The following is a 14,976-nucleotide window of genomic DNA, read 5'->3' as shown; positions in this document are numbered from 1 at the left end:
CCTTACCTCTTCACAAACGCCTGAGCCTTGGTCAGGCGCGTTTCATAATCAATTCGCAGCAACAGCACGATCGCCGTCGACATAATCAGCAAGCTCGAGCCGCCGTAACTGATCAGCGGCAGCGTCAGACCTTTGGTCGGCAGCATGCCCGCGGCGGCGCCGACGTTAACCAGCGCCTGGAAGCTGAACCACACGCCGATCGCGCAGGCCAGGAAGCCGGAGAAGCGTTGGTCGATCTCCAGCGCGCGGCGCCCGATGGACATCGCGCGAAAAGCGACGAAGAATACCATTAACAGGGCTAAAACCACACCGATATAGCCCAGTTCTTCACCCAAAATGGAGAAGATGAAGTCGGTATGCGCTTCCGGCAAATACTCCAGTTTCTGCACCGAGTTGCCGAGCCCCTGCCCCCAGAACTCACCGCGGCCGAATGCCATCAGCGACTGGGTCAATTGGTAGCCGCTGCCGAACGGGTCGGCCCACGGGTTCCAGAACGAGGTCACGCGGCGCATACGGTACGGTTCCGCGATAATCAGCAGCACCACGGCGAACACGCCGGAGCCGATGATCGCCAGGAACTGCCACATTTTCGCGCCGGCCAGGAACAGCATCGCCAGCGTGGTGATGAACAGCACCACCACGGTACCGAGGTCCGGCTGCGCCAGCAGCAGCACCGCCAGCACCACCATCACGCCCATCGGCTTACAGAAGCCCCAGAAGTTGCTGCGCACCTCTTCCACCTTGCGCACCAGATAGCTCGCCAGGTAGCAGAACAGCGACAGCTTGGACAGCTCTGCGGGCTGAATACGCAGCGGGCCGAGCGCGATCCAACGCGAGGCCCCGTTTACCGAGCTCCCCACCACCAGGACGATCAGCAGCATCACGATCGACATCAGCAGCATTACGTTGCTGTAGCGCTGCCAAACTTCCATTGGGATGCGCAGCGTCACCAGCGACAGACCGAACGCCAGGCCGAGGTACAACGCATCACGTTTGGCGAACAGGAACGGATCGTCCGCCAGGCGTTGGCCGATCGGCATCGACGCCGAAGTCACCATCACGAAGCCGATGATCGCCAACCCGAAGGTCAGCCACAGCAGGGTGCGATCGTACAGCACCATGTTGACCGCGTCGTTGTCGCGCGCGCCGGTCACCCAGTCTTTCAGCCGTTCTGTCAGCCCGAAGTTCGGCAAGCGTAGTTTCATCCGCCAAGCTCCTGCGCCAGGCGGGCGAACTCATCGCCGCGCACTTCAAAATTACGGAACTGATCGAGACTGGCGCAGGCCGGCGACAACAACACCATATCGCCGGGCTGTACGCGGCCGGCGATGGTGCGCATCGCCTGCTCCATGGTCTCGGTCAGCGTCGCCACTTCCGGCCGCAGCTGCGCCAGCTGGGCGCCGTCGCGGCCAAAGCAATACAGACGCACGTTGTCGCCCTGCAGATAGCGCGCCAGCGGCGAGAAATCGGCGGACTTGCCGTCGCCGCCCAGCAGCAGATGCAGCGTGCCGTCCACCTGCAGGCCGTTCAGCGCCGCTTCGGTGCTGCCGACGTTGGTGGCTTTGGAATCGTTGATCCAACGCACGCCGTTGTTCTCCCAGGCCAGCTGGAAGCGGTGCGCCAGGCCGGTGAAGGTGGTCAGCGCCTTCAGGCTGGACGCGCGCGGGATATTGACCGCATCCGCCAACGCCAGCGCCGCCAGGGCGTTGGTGTAGTTGTGGCGGCCGGTCAGTTTCATCTCGCGCGTATTCAGCACCTTGTCACCGCGCACCCGCAGCCAGGTTTCCCCCTGCTGACGGTTCAGGTGATAGTCGCCCACGTCCGCACCGAAGCTGACGCAGCGCTCGTCGGCGCCGCGCACCGGCATGGTCAGCGCATCGTCCGCGTTCACCACGCACACGGCGGCGTTTTCATACACGCGCAGCTTGGCGCCGCGATACTGCTGCAGGCCGAACGGATAGCGATCCATATGGTCTTCGGTCACGTTCAGGATGGTCGCCGCCGCCGCCCGCAGGCTATGCGTCGTTTCCAGCTGGAAGCTGGACAGCTCCAGCACGTACAGCCGGCATTCCTGGCGCAGCAGGCTCAGCGCCGGCAGGCCGATATTGCCGCCCACGCCCACCGCCCAACCGGCGGCTTTCGCCATCTCGCCCACCAGGGTGGTGACGGTGCTTTTGCCGTTGGAGCCGGTGATCGCCACGATCGGCGCCTGCGCCTCGCGGCAGAACAGCTCGACATCGCCGACGATTTCCACGCCGGCGTCAGCCGCGGCGCTCAATGCCGGGGTCGCCAGCGCGACGCCCGGGCTGGCGACGATCAGATCCGCCGCCAGCAGCCAGTCCTGATTCAAATCACCCAGATGGCGCTCCACGCTTTCAGGCAGTTTGTCCAACCCTGGCGGCGCGATACGGGTATCCATCACGCGCGGCGTAACGCCGCGCGCCATGAAGAAATCGACACAGGACAGGCCGGTGAGGCCCAACCCGATGATGACGACTTTTCTACCCTGATAGTCTGCCATGATTAACGCACCTTCAGCGTTGCCAGGCCAATCAGCACCAGCATCAGCGAAATGATCCAGAAGCGCACGATCACGCGCGGTTCCGGCCAGCCTTTCAATTCATAGTGGTGGTGAATCGGCGCCATGCGGAAAATGCGTTGTCCGCGCAGCTTGAACGACCCCACCTGCAGGATCACCGACAGCGTCTCTACCACGAATACGCCGCCCATGATCACCAACAAGAACTCCTGACGCAGCAGCACCGCGATGGTGCCCAGCGCGCCGCCCAGCGCCAGCGAACCGACGTCGCCCATAAATACCTGCGCCGGGTAGGTGTTGAACCACAGGAACCCGAGGCCGGCGCCGACGATGGCGGTGCAGACGATCACCAACTCACCGGCATGACGCAGATACGGAATATGCAGGTAGTTGGCGAAGTTCATGTTACCGGTCGCCCAGGCCACCAGCGCGAAACCGGCCGCCACGAATACCGTCGGCATAATCGCCAGGCCGTCCAGGCCATCGGTCAGGTTGACCGCGTTGCTGGTGCCGACGATGACGAAATAGGCCAGCAGGATGTACAGCAAGCCCAGCTGCGGCATCACGTCCTTAAAGAACGGCACAACCAGCTCGGTGGCTGGCGTGTCTTTTCCTACGGCGTACATGGCGAATGCGACAATCAGCGCAATCACCGACTGCCAGAAATACTTCCAGCGGGCGATCAGCCCTTTGGTGTCCTTACGCACCACCTTGCGGTAGTCGTCGACGAAACCGACGATGCCGTAACCCACCAGCACAAACAGCACGCACCAGACATACGGGTTGGACGGGTAGGCCCACATCAGCACCGAAATGGTGATGGAGGTCAGGATCATGATACCGCCCATGGTCGGCGTGCCGCGCTTGCTGAAGTGCGACTCGGGGCCGTCGTTGCGCACCACCTGCCCGAAGGACATTTCTTGCAGACGCTTGATCACCCGCGGGCCCATCCACAGCGACAGGAACAGCGCGGTCAGCAGGCTGACAATGGCTCGGAACGTCAGATAAGAAAAGACGTTGAAGCCTGAGTAATACTTGACCAAATGCTCGGCCAGCCAAACTAACATGGTGCTTTCTCCTGTAACGCGCGTACTACCTGCTCCATTGCGGCACTACGTGAACCTTTGATTAACACGGTGATGACCGCATGTTCCGACAGTAATTCCGCCACGCGCGCGATCACTGCTGTCTTGTCCTGATAATGTTCGCCATTGCCGGAGGCTTCGCTCAGCACGCGGCTCAACCCGCCGACGCTGATCACTTTGTCGACCCCGGCCAGACGGGCGGCTTCACCCACCTGACGGTGGCACTCTTCCGCTTCTGCGCCCAGCTCGGCCATATCGCCGACCACCATCACGCGATAGCCCGGCATTTCCGCCAGCACCTGCGCCGCCGCGGTCATCGACCCGACGTTGGCGTTATAGCTGTCATCCAGCAGCAGCTTGTCTTCGGCCAGCGCCACCGGGAACAAACGCCCCGGCACCGCCTGCAATTGCTTCAACCCCTGACGCACCGCTTCAAGGGTGGCGCCCACCGACATCGCCAGCGCCGTGGCCGCCAGCGCGTTGGCCACGTTGTGGCGCCCCGGCAGCGGCAGCGCGATCTCGGCGGTGCCGAACGGGCTGTGTAACGTAAACTGCGTGCCTGCGCCGTTCACCCGCACGTCGTCCGCGAAGAAGTCCACGCCTTCGGCGGCCTGCGGCGAGAAGCGCCAGACGGTTTTGCCGCCCAGCATGCTCTGCCAGTGCGGCCAGTCGTTGTTATCGGCGTTGATGATCGCCACGCCGTCGGCCGGCAGGCCGGTAAAGATTTCACCTTTCGCCTGGGCGACGCCGGCCAGCGAGCCGAAGCCTTCCAGGTGCGCTGCCGCCAGGTTGTTCACCAAAGCGGTCTGCGGACGCGTCAATGCGGTGGTGTAAGCAATTTCGCCAATGTGATTAGCGCCCAGCTCTATCACGGCAAAGTCATGCTGCGGCTCCAGACGCAACAGCGTCAGCGGCACGCCGATGTCGTTATTGAAGTTGCCGGCGGTATACAGCACTTCGCCGCATTCACGCAGAATGGCAGCGGTCATTTCTTTCACCGATGTCTTGCCCGAGGAGCCGGTCAGCGCCACCACGCGCGCAGGCACCTGTTGACGCACCCAGGCGCCAAGCTGCCCCAGCGCCAGACGGGTGTCTTTCACCACCAGCTGCGGCGCGTCCACCAATAAGCGCTTACTGACCAGCAACGCCCCGGCGCCTGCGGCTACGGCATCCGCCGCGAAGTCGTGAGCGTCGAAACGCTCGCCTTTCAGCGCTACAAACAGGCAACCGGCGGTCACCTTGCGGGTGTCTGTCGTCACCTCGACAATTTGGCAATCGGCGCCGATCAGTTCAGCGCTCAATACCTCAGCCAGTGTCTGAAGAGAGACAGGGATCATGCCAGCACCCCCAGCAGCCGTGCGACCGTCGTGCGGTCGGAATAATCCAGACGGCGGTTGCCCACCAGCTGATAATCTTCGTGGCCTTTGCCCGCCACCAACACCACATCCTGCTCCTGCGCCTGCATGATGGCGCTGGTCACCGCTTCGGCGCGGCCGTGGATCACCAGCGCCTGCCCGGCGTCCAGCAATCCGGTCAGGATGTCGTTGATAATCGCGCGCGGCTCTTCGGTCCGCGGGTTGTCATCGGTGATCACCACGCGATCGGCGAACTGCTCGGCGATGCCGCCCATCAGCGGACGTTTGCCCTTGTCGCGATCGCCGCCGCAGCCGAACACGCACCACAGCTGCCCCTGGCAGTGCAGGCGCGCAGCTTCCAGCGCTTTCTCCAGCGCATCCGGCGTGTGGGCGTAATCCACCACCACCGTCGGTTTGCCCGGCGCGTTAAACACTTCCATGCGGCCGCAGACCGGCTGCAGACGGCTGCCGGTTTCCACCAGCGCCTCCAGCGGGTAGCCCAACGACAGCAGCGTTGCCAAGGCCAACAGCAGGTTGCTGACGTTGAAAGCGCCCATCAGGCGGCTTTCGATCTCGCCGTCGCCCCAGCTGGAACTGAAACGAACCGTGGCGCCGTTGTCGTGATAGTCGACCGCCGTGGTTTTCAGCCAGCGGCCGTGGCAGCCAGGCTGCAGGTTGTCCTGCATCGTCACCGCTACCGCATCCGGCAGCTTGCTCAGCCAGCGCTGGCCGACTTCATCGTCGGCATTGATGATCGCCTGCCCCACGTTGTGGGCGGCGAACAGCGACCATTTGGCCGCTTCGTAATTGGCCATGTCACCGTGATAATCCAGGTGATCGCGGCTCAGGTTGGTGAAAACCGCCGCAGCGAACGGCAGCGCCGCCACCCGGTGTTGCACCAGACCGTGGGATGAGACTTCCATCGCGGCGAAGGTCGCGCCCTGTTCCGCCAACTCGTTTAATACGTGTTGAACATCCACCGCAGAACCGGTGGTATTCTCCGTCGGACACACCTGGCCCAGCAGGCCGTTGCCGACGGTGCCCATTACCGCGCTGGTTTCGCCCAGCAGTTGGCTCCACTGCGCCAGCAGTTGCGTGGTGGTGGTTTTGCCGTTGGTGCCGGTCACCCCGACCAGGCGCAGACGCTCGCCCGGCTGATGGTAAAAACGCCCGGCCAGCGCGGAAAGGCGCTGGTTCAGTTGGCTCAGGTAGATCACCGGCACGCCGTGCATCTCAACGATGGCGCCGTCTTCGGCCTGACCGTCAGCCTCGGCGATCACAGCGGCGACGCCCTGCGCGATGGCCTGCGGAATATAGCGGCGTCCATCCGTTTGATGGCCGACCACGGCGACAAACAGATCCCCGGCAGCCGCCACGCGGCTGTCTAATGTCATTTCCCGCAGCGCGCGCCCGGGTGCCGTCGGCACCCACGGGGCGAGTAAGTCGCGCAAATTACGATCTGCCACCTGAACCCTCTTTCTTGTTAATCACTAATTCGCTTTTGTCACCGGTGGGCAACGCGTCAGGCTCGACGTTCATGGTGCGCAATACGCCGCCCATGATGGCGCCGAACACCGGCGCGGAGATTGCGCCACCATAGTATTTCCCACCCTGCGGGTCGTTGATGACGACCACCAGGGCAAAACGGGGGTTACTTGCCGGCGCGACGCCGGCGGTATAAGCGATGTATCGGTTGACGTATTTGCCGTCCGGGCCCACTTTTTTCGCGGTACCGGTTTTGATGGCGATACGGTATCCCTTGATGGCGGCTTTCACGCCGCCACCGCCCGGCAAGGCCACGCTTTCCATCATGTGCACCACGGTGCGCACCAGAGGTTCAGGGAAAACGCGTTCGCCGGCGACCGGAGGGTCAACCTTGGTGATCGACAATGGGCGATACACGCCCAGGCTGCCGATCGTTGCATAGACTCGCGCCAACTGTAACGGAGTTACCATCAGCCCGTAGCCGAAAGAGAAGGTGGCCCTCTCTATGTCAGACCACCGTTGTTTTTTTGGGTATATGCCACTGCTTTCTCCGACCAGCCCCAAATTGGTCGCTTTTCCCAGCCCAAAACGAGAGTAAGTATCTACTAACGCTGAGGACGGCATCGCTAACGCCAGCTTTGAAACACCGACGTTACTCGACTTCTGCAAGATCCCGGTCAATGACAGCTCCGAGTACCGCGCCACGTCTTTGATCTCGTGGCCCTGAATGCGGTACGGGATGGTGTTCAGCACGCTGTTTTCTCTCACCACGCCGTTTTGCAGCGCGGTCATCACCACCATCGGCTTCACGGTTGAACCGGGTTCAAAAATATCGGTGATGGCGCGGTTACGCATGGTTTCTTTCGGCGTACCGGCCATGTTGTTCGGGTTGTAAGACGGGCTGTTGGCCATCGCCAGCACTTCGCCGGTGTTCACGTCGATCAGCACCGCAGTGCCCGATTCGGCCTTGTTGAACGCCACCGCGTTGTTCAGCTCGCGATACACCAGCGCCTGCAGGCGCTCATCGACGCTCAGTACCAGGTTGTGCGCCGCCTGACTGTCGACGGAGGAGATATCTTCGATCACCCGGCCGAAGCGGTCCTTACGCACCGTTCTCTCGCCCGGTTGCCCGGTCAGCCAGCGGTCGAAGCTCTTCTCGACGCCTTCGATACCTTGCCCGTCGATGTTGGTCACGCCGATGATGTGCGACGTCACCTGCCCCGCCGGGTAGTAACGGCGCGACTCCTGCCGCAGGTAGATCCCCGGCAGCTTGAGTTTGTGAATGTAATCGCCGATCGCCGGGTTAACCTGGCGCGCCAGATAAACGAAACGCCCTTTCGGGTTGGCGTTGATGCGGTTGGAAAGCTGGTCCAGCGGGATGTTCAGCGCATCGGAAAGCGCTTTCCAGCGGCTGTCCAGCGTGATGCCGCCGCGCTCGTTCAGCTCTTTCGGATCGGCCCACACCGCATTCACCGGCACACTGACCGCCAATGGACGGCCGGCGCGATCGCTGATCATGCCGCGCGCGGTCGGCACTTCCTGCACGCGCAGCGAACGCATGTCGCCTTCTTTCACCAGACGATCGGGGTTGATGACCTGCAGGTACGCGACGCGCAACATCAGGCCAACCATCGCCAGCAAAATGCAGCCGCACAGCAACGCAAAACGCCAGCTGACAAAGCTGGCCTGATCTTCCTGGCGTCTCAACTTACCGGGGCGCGCTGCTTTCATGCGTTTCCTTTCTACTCCGTGTCATTATTCCGGTTAAACCATTCATTGTTTAACGATGATATTTTCCTGCGATGGATCAACGTGTTGCATCTGCAGTTTTTCTGTCGCGATACGTTCAACCCGGCTGTGATCGCCGAGGGCGTTCTCTTCTAAAATCAGGTTGCGCCACTCGATATCCAGCGCATCGCGCTCCAGAACCAGCTGTTCGCGCTCAGCGGTCAGCAGGCGGGTGCGGTGCGCGGTAGTCACCACGAAAATCGCGGAAACCAGTGACGCAATCAGTAAAATCAGGGGGATCTTGGCATTGCGCAGCAGATCGCCGCCAATCACCCCGACCAAACCGTGACGTTCGTTGCCGATCACGCGGGCATCCTCTCAGCAATACGCAGCACCGAGCTGCGCGCACGCGGGTTGTCCGCCACTTCCGCTTCCGACGGCATCATTTTGCCCAGCGCTTTCAGCGTCCGGCCGCCCATGCCGCGCAGCTGCTCTTCGGTCAACGGAATGCCCGCCGGCACCTGAGCGCCGCGACTGTGGTGACGCATAAAGCGTTTGACGATGCGGTCTTCCAGCGAGTGGAAGCTGATGATCGACAAACGGCCCTGCGGGGCCAGCACTTCCAGCGCGCCGTCGAGCGCACGCTCGATCTCTTCCAGCTCGCTGTTGATATAGATGCGGATCGCCTGGAAGCTGCGCGTCGCCGGATGCTTGTGCTTTTCACGGAACGGGCTGGCATCGGCGATCAGATCCGCCAGCTCTTTGGTGCGCGTCATCGGCTCCACGCGGTTTCTTTCCACGATGGCGCGCGCGATGCGCTTGGCGAAACGCTCTTCGCCAAAGGTTTTCAGCACCCAGGCGATATCGTCCGCTTCGGCCTTCATCAGCCATTCGGCGGCGGACAGGCCGGTGGACGGATCCATGCGCATGTCCAGCGGACCGTCACGCATAAAGGAGAATCCGCGCTCCGCGTCGTCAAGCTGCGGCGAGGAAACGCCCAGATCGAGCAGAACGCCGTCGATCTTGCCCACCAGGTCGCGCTCCCGCACATAGTGCGACAACTCGGAAAATGGGCCGTGTACGATGGTAAAACGAGGATCTTCAATAGATTTGGCGGCTGCAATCGCCTGAGGGTCACGGTCAATCGCCAGCAAGCGCCCTTCCGGCCCCAGCTGGGACAGAATCAGACGAGAATGGCCACCGCGACCAAAAGTACCGTCGATATATATGCCGTTGCTGCGGATGTTGAGGCCGTTGACGGCTTCGTCCAGCAGGACGGTGGTGTGTTTATAGTTTTCCAACATGCTTATAGCGACAAGTCCTGTAGCCGCTCAGACAACGGTTCCTGAGTCGACTGTTCAGCGTCAATATCATCCTTGACTTGTTGATACCAGGTCTGTTCATCCCACAGTTCAAACTTGTTGAACTGACCGACCAGCATCACTTCTTTCGTGAGCCCGGCGTGTTGCCGCAGCGTACTGGCTAACAGCAAACGACCGGCACTATCCATCTGACACTCACTGGCATGCCCCAGCAGCAGGCGCTGAACGCGGCGCTCGGCGGGATTCATGCTCGACAGACGTGATAATTTTTGTTCAATAATTTCCCATTCGGGCAAAGGATAAAGCAGCAGGCAGGGCTGATGGAGGTCAATGGTACAGACCATTTGGCCTTGCGATTCCTCGTTGAGCAATTCCCGATATCGGGTAGGTACGGCGAGCCGCCCTTTGCTGTCGAGGTTGACCATCGTCGCTCCACGGAACATTCCTGAGCTACCCCTTAGTGACCGTTTTCACCACTTTACCCCACAAATTCCCACACAATGGAGTTTACGGAGGGTATGAAAACCTTGTCAAGCCAGAGCGCCAGCGCTTTGGCAATATTTCTCTGGTCATTTTGGGAGCTGACTCGCGAAAGAAACTCTGATTATTCGACGATTAAAAATTAACACCATGATAAACGGAGAGAATTTTCTAAGCGGAAAGAATCTGATTAAAAACCTGACGAACTGGCGATTAATTAACTCATTACTTCCTTCTGCAAGCCATGTCTCATTTTTCAGCTCGGCAATCTCAGGGCTGTAACCGCTGGCGAGCCGCGCCCGCCAAGGCTCGGCGCCAGGCGAACCGATCGCGGAATAAGGCCATAACCCCTTGAGTTAATAACGCTCAATCGTTATTCACCGTAAAGCCGGGCGCTATTTTACTTCAATTTGCACCGCCGTGATGAGGGCGCGATAAAAATAAATGGCTCGGATATTACGAGCAGAAGTAATTTCGATTCAAATCAATTTGGTAAGATTATTCCCAAAATACCTGTTTACAATTATGGTTTCATTTTCTTACACCTTTATTTCCACAATTTTTGCCGGAAAAATCCCCTTCAAAAACGAAAAATTGCAACCTTATGTTTTTAATCGATTTATTTAAAAACGCCGATTTTAATCTCTCCACCCCATCCTATGCCCCAGCTCTGCGGGACAAAAAGCGAACAAATGTTAAAAATAAAAATATAAACCTAGTTAAAAAAGACAATTCAGATTAGTACACTATAAAAAAGGCAAAAAACCAGCCTTAACATCCAATAATTAATAACTTAACAGAATTTTAACCAAAGAGGATGACGCATGCTTTCGCCCGCGACTCACTGGCGTAGCGCCGCTGCCGATACGTTCGCACTGGTGGTGTACTGCTTTATCGCCGGCATGGCGATAGAAGTGTTGATCTCAGGCATGAGCTTCCAGCAATCCCTCTCTTCGCGCCTGCTGTCGATCCCGGTCAACATCCTGATCGCCTGGCCTTACGGCCGCTATCGCGATCTGTTTATCCGCACGGCGCGCCGCTGCCCGCGCGGCCAGTTCCTGCTGCGCAACCTCGCCGATCTGCTGGCCTACGTCAGCTTCCAGTCGCCGGTTTATGCCGCCATTCTATGGAGCGTAGGCGCCGACGGCCAACAAATGCTGGCGGCGGTAACCAGCAATGCGCTGGTCTCCATGGCGATGGGCGTGGTGTATGGCTATTTCCTGGAATACTGCCGGCGGCTGTTCCGGGTGGCGGACTACGTCTAAACCAGGAGCCCGCCAACGCGGGGGCTCCTGCCAGGCAAACTACTTGCGGCTCAGGCTGCCGCGGCGGAACAGATTGCGGCGAATACGCGTCAATCCAGGCTTGGGTTTACGCGGTTCGTCCAGACTGGCCAACACCAACTCCAGCACGCGTTCGGCCACGTCACGATGGCGCTGCGCCACCGCGAGCACCGGGCACTCCAGGAAATCCAACAGTTCATGGTCGCCGAAGGTGGCAATCGCCAGATCGGTCGGCAAACGGCCGCGTTGCTTCAGCGTCACGTCCATCACTCCCTGCAACAGCGAGAACGAGGTGGTGAACAGCGCCTGCGGCATCGGGTGCGTCTTCAGCCATTCGGCAAACAGCGCGCCGGCGGCTTCACGCTCATAGCTGTTGGCATACAGGTAATCGACGTGGCGGGGATCCTCTTGCCAGGCCCGGCGGAAGCCCTGCTCACGCAGGAAGCTGACCGAAAGCTCCGGCAAGGCGCCCAGATACAGCACCGATTCAGCCGGGAAGGTGCGCAGCTCCTGCGCCAGCGCAAAGGCATCTTCCTCGTCGGCCCCGACGACGCTGATGAAATGTTCGCGATCCAACGCGCGGTCCAGCGCGATGATCGGCAGCGGATCGTTGGCCCAGCGTTGATAGAAGGGGTGCTCCGGCGGCAAGGCGGTGGAAACGATGATGGCGTCCACCTGACGCTGCAGCAAATGCTCGATACAGCGCATCTCGTTGTCCGGCTGATCTTCGGAACAGGCGATCAGCAATTGATAACCACGCTGGCGCGCCTGACGCTCCAGGTAGTTGGCGATACGGGTATAGCTGGTATTTTCCAGATCCGGGATCACCAGACCGATAGAACGGGTGCGCCCGGCACGCAGCCCTGCCGCGACGGCATTCGGGTGATAGTTGTGCTCCCTAACCACGGCCATCACTTTCTCGACGGTTTTATCGCTGACACGATACTGCTTCGCCTTGCCGTTGATGACATAACTGGCCGTCGTGCGCGAAACGCCCGCGAGACGCGCGATTTCATCCAGTTTCACATTAACCCCTTAATGACGCTGAAAATAGAAGTGAAGGCTGTGCTCGGATTAACCATGGCATCCCGTACGGTTATTCAATCCAGCCTCTGCGATCTAACAGCAGAAAACACTACCTAGCAACCGCTTTTGCCGAAAGGTGCCAGCAATCGGGCAAAAAATACCGAAAAACAAAGGGCGCAGCCACGCCGCGCCCCGAATTATTCGCCGCCAGACCACGCTCAGCGCATAATTTTGTCGCCGCGCGACACGCCGACCACGCCGGAACGCGCCACTTCCACGATCTCCGCCACTTCACGCACCGCGCTCAGGAAGGCGTCCAGTTTATCGCTGGTGCCGGCCAGCTGCACCGTATACAGCGTCGCCGTCACATCAACGATCTGGCCGCGGAAAATGTCGGCGCAGCGCTTCACTTCTTCACGGCCGTAGCCGCTGGCCTGCAGCTTCACCAGCATGATCTCGCGCTCGACGTGGGCGCCCTGCACCAGCTCGCTAACGCGCAGCACGTCCACCAGCTTGTGCAACTGCTTCTCAATCTGCTCCAGCACTTTCTCGTCGCCGACGGTCTGGATAGTCATGCGCGACAGCGTCGGATCGTCGGTCGGCGCCACCGTCAGGCTCTCGATGTTGTAACCGCGCTGGGAGAACAACCCCACCACGCGCGAGAGGGCGCCGGATTCGTTTTCCAGCAAGACAGATAAAATACGGCGCATGATCAGGTCCTCTCCGTTTTGCTAAGCCACATTTCGTCCATGCTTCCGCCGCGGATCTGCATCGGGTAAACATGTTCGGTTTCATCGACGGTCACGTCGACGAACACCAGCCGCTCTTTTTCCGCCAGCGCCTGCGCCAGCTTGCTTTCCAGCTCATCCGGCGTGCGGATGGCGATGCCGACATGGCCGTAAGCCTCGGCCAGCTTGACAAAGTCCGGCAGCGAATCCATGTAAGACTGCGAGTGGCGGCCGGAATAAATCATGTCCTGCCACTGCTTGACCATGCCCAGATAACGGTTGTTGAGGTTCACCACCACCACCGGCAGGTTATATTGCAGCGCGGTGGACAGCTCCTGAATGTTCATCTGGATGCTGCCGTCGCCGGTGACGCACACCACGGTTTCCTCCGGCAGCGCCAGCTTGACGCCCAATGCCGCCGGCAGGCCAAAGCCCATGGTGCCGAGGCCGCCGGAGTTGATCCAACGGCGCGGTTTGTCGAACGGGTAATAGAGCGCGGCGAACATCTGGTGCTGCCCCACGTCGGAGGTCACATAGGCGTCGCCTTTGGTCAGGCGATGCAGGGTTTCGATCACCGCCTGCGGCTTGATGGTGCCGCTGTTTTTGTCGTACCCCAAACAGTCGCGGGCGCGCCACTGTTCAATAGACTGCCACCAATCGCGCAACGCATCGTGATCCTGCGCCTTGTCATCCTGCGCCAACAGCTCCAGCATCTGCACCAACACCTGTTTGGCATCGCCGACGATCGGAATATCGGCATCCACCGTTTTGGAGATCGAGGTCGGATCGATATCGATATGCAGCACGGTGGCATCCGGGCAGTATTTGGCCAGATTGTTGGTCGTGCGATCGTCGAAACGTACGCCGACGGCGAAGATCACGTCGGCATGGTGCATGGTTTTGTTGGCTTCATAAGTGCCGTGCATGCCGAGCATGCCGACACTCTGGCGATGGGTGCCGGGGAAAGCGCCCAGTCCCATCAGGCTGCTGGTCACCGGCAGGTTCAGCTGCTCCGCCAACGCCAGCAGTTCGGCTTCGCAACCGGCGTTGATCGCGCCGCCGCCGACATACATCACCGGCTTCTTGGCCGCCAGGATGGTTTGCAACGCGCGTTTGATTTGCCCACGATGGCCCTGCACCGTCGGGTTATAAGAACGCATGCTCACGTCCTGCGGGTAGGAATAAGGCATCCGCACCGCCGGGCCGACGATGTCTTTCGGCAGATCGATCACCACCGGGCCGGGGCGGCCGCTGGAAGCCAGGTAAAAGGCCTTCTTCAACACCGCCGGGATGTCTTCGGTACGTTTCACCAGGAAGCTGTGCTTCACCACCGGCCGAGAAATCCCCACCATATCGCACTCCTGGAAGGCGTCGTAGCCGATCAGCGAGCTGGGCACCTGCCCCGACAGCACCACCATCGGTATCGAGTCCATATAGGCGGTGGCGATGCCGGTAATGGCGTTGGTGGCGCCGGGGCCGGAGGTCACCAGCACCACGCCCACTTCGCCGGTGGCGCGCGCGTAACCGTCGGCCATGTGCACAGCCCCTTGCTCGTGGCGCACCAGAATATGATCGATCCCTCCGACCGTATGCAGGGCGTCGTAGATATCGAGCACCGCCCCGCCGGGGTAGCCGAATACATGTTTAACGCCCTGATCGATCAACGATCGGACGACCATCTCGGCTCCTGACAACATCTCCATGGGTTTGCCTCCAGGCTTGCTTATTCTTCTCTGGCGCCGGAACGTAGCGCCTGCTGCGGGGCAATGCCCCTAAATTTTTATGGGTTGTCGCTATCGAATTAACATAACGTCAGAATATGGGGCAGGCAAACGGCAAAATGGCTTAACGGCGGCGGGGTTATTGCCAAGCGGCTGGAGATCGCAGCTTTATAAAAACAATGCGCTAGCCTCAGGGTTGTTGGGCTAGGCATTGTTTCGAACAG

13 protein-coding genes are annotated in these 14,976 nt (G+C 60.1%); 1 reads left to right on the top strand and 12 read right to left on the bottom strand.

The window, feature by feature from the left end; translation table 11 throughout:
- Positions 1-2: 2 nt before the first annotated feature.
- From ftsW to mraZ, 9 genes are read right to left on the bottom strand one after another with little or no spacing between them, the layout of a single operon-like run.
- Positions 3-1,205 carry a cell division protein FtsW gene (gene ftsW / locus ACTJJ6_RS14940; RefSeq protein WP_015376649.1) on the bottom strand — a complete coding sequence of 401 codons (1,203 nt, stop codon included), beginning with the start codon at positions 1,203-1,205 and terminating at the stop codon, positions 3-5.
- Complete coding sequence (gene murD, locus ACTJJ6_RS14935; protein ID WP_049300163.1) at positions 1,202-2,521, bottom strand: UDP-N-acetylmuramoyl-L-alanine--D-glutamate ligase; 1,320 nt, start codon at positions 2,519-2,521, stop codon at positions 1,202-1,204. The genes ftsW and murD overlap by 4 nt, the downstream gene beginning before the upstream one ends.
- 2 nt (positions 2,522-2,523) lie before the next feature.
- Positions 2,524-3,606, bottom strand: a complete 1,083-nt coding sequence (mraY, locus tag ACTJJ6_RS14930; RefSeq protein WP_004932782.1) for a phospho-N-acetylmuramoyl-pentapeptide-transferase — start codon at positions 3,604-3,606, stop codon at positions 2,524-2,526.
- Positions 3,600-4,961 carry a UDP-N-acetylmuramoyl-tripeptide--D-alanyl-D-alanine ligase gene (gene murF / locus ACTJJ6_RS14925; RefSeq protein ID WP_028127855.1) on the bottom strand — a complete coding sequence of 454 codons (1,362 nt, stop codon included), beginning with the start codon at positions 4,959-4,961 and terminating at the stop codon, positions 3,600-3,602. Before murF ends, mraY begins: the two co-directional genes overlap by 7 nt.
- Positions 4,958-6,445, bottom strand: coding sequence for a UDP-N-acetylmuramoyl-L-alanyl-D-glutamate--2,6-diaminopimelate ligase (murE, locus tag ACTJJ6_RS14920; protein WP_060444862.1), 1,488 nt, complete (start codon positions 6,443-6,445; stop codon positions 4,958-4,960). Before murE ends, murF begins: the two co-directional genes overlap by 4 nt.
- Positions 6,432-8,195, bottom strand: coding sequence for a peptidoglycan glycosyltransferase FtsI (locus ACTJJ6_RS14915; protein ID WP_004932790.1), 1,764 nt, complete (start codon positions 8,193-8,195; stop codon positions 6,432-6,434). Before ACTJJ6_RS14915 ends, murE begins: the two co-directional genes overlap by 14 nt.
- 42 nt (positions 8,196-8,237) lie before the next feature.
- Positions 8,238-8,558 (bottom strand): cell division protein FtsL, encoded by a 321-nt coding sequence (gene ftsL / locus ACTJJ6_RS14910; protein ID WP_015376645.1) that lies wholly within the window; start codon positions 8,556-8,558, stop codon positions 8,238-8,240.
- A complete protein-coding gene (gene rsmH, locus ACTJJ6_RS14905; protein WP_016929092.1) occupies positions 8,555-9,496 on the bottom strand; it encodes a 16S rRNA (cytosine(1402)-N(4))-methyltransferase RsmH in 942 nt (313 codons plus the stop codon). The genes ftsL and rsmH overlap by 4 nt, the downstream gene beginning before the upstream one ends.
- 2 nt (positions 9,497-9,498) lie before the next feature.
- On the bottom strand, positions 9,499-9,957 hold the full coding sequence (gene mraZ / locus ACTJJ6_RS14900; RefSeq protein WP_004932796.1) for a division/cell wall cluster transcriptional repressor MraZ: 459 nt from the start codon (positions 9,955-9,957) through the stop codon (positions 9,499-9,501).
- An 861-nt stretch (positions 9,958-10,818) separates the two neighbouring features.
- Here mraZ and ACTJJ6_RS14895 point away from each other — a divergent pair.
- The gene (locus tag ACTJJ6_RS14895; protein ID WP_004932798.1) at positions 10,819-11,259 is read left to right on the top strand and encodes an L-alanine exporter AlaE; all 441 of its coding nucleotides are present in this window, start codon (positions 10,819-10,821) and stop codon (positions 11,257-11,259) included.
- A 39-nt stretch (positions 11,260-11,298) separates the two neighbouring features.
- Here the strand turns inward: ACTJJ6_RS14895 and cra are convergent, their stop codons facing one another.
- From cra to ilvI, 3 genes are all read right to left on the bottom strand, one after another.
- Positions 11,299-12,303, bottom strand: coding sequence for a catabolite repressor/activator (gene cra / locus ACTJJ6_RS14890; RefSeq protein WP_016929094.1), 1,005 nt, complete (start codon positions 12,301-12,303; stop codon positions 11,299-11,301).
- A gap of 218 nt (positions 12,304-12,521) precedes the next feature.
- On the bottom strand, positions 12,522-13,013 hold the full coding sequence (gene ilvN / locus ACTJJ6_RS14885; protein ID WP_004932806.1) for an acetolactate synthase small subunit: 492 nt from the start codon (positions 13,011-13,013) through the stop codon (positions 12,522-12,524).
- 2 nt (positions 13,014-13,015) lie between these two features.
- Positions 13,016-14,734 (bottom strand): acetolactate synthase 3 large subunit, encoded by a 1,719-nt coding sequence (gene ilvI / locus ACTJJ6_RS14880; protein ID WP_049300159.1) that lies wholly within the window; start codon positions 14,732-14,734, stop codon positions 13,016-13,018.
- Positions 14,735-14,976 lie beyond the last annotated feature (242 nt).

The organism is Serratia sp. 22278, from assembly GCF_052045405.1.
In the GTDB taxonomy this organism is placed as follows: domain Bacteria; phylum Pseudomonadota; class Gammaproteobacteria; order Enterobacterales; family Enterobacteriaceae; genus Serratia; species Serratia marcescens.
This window is presented reverse-complemented; position numbering and strand designations above follow the sequence as displayed.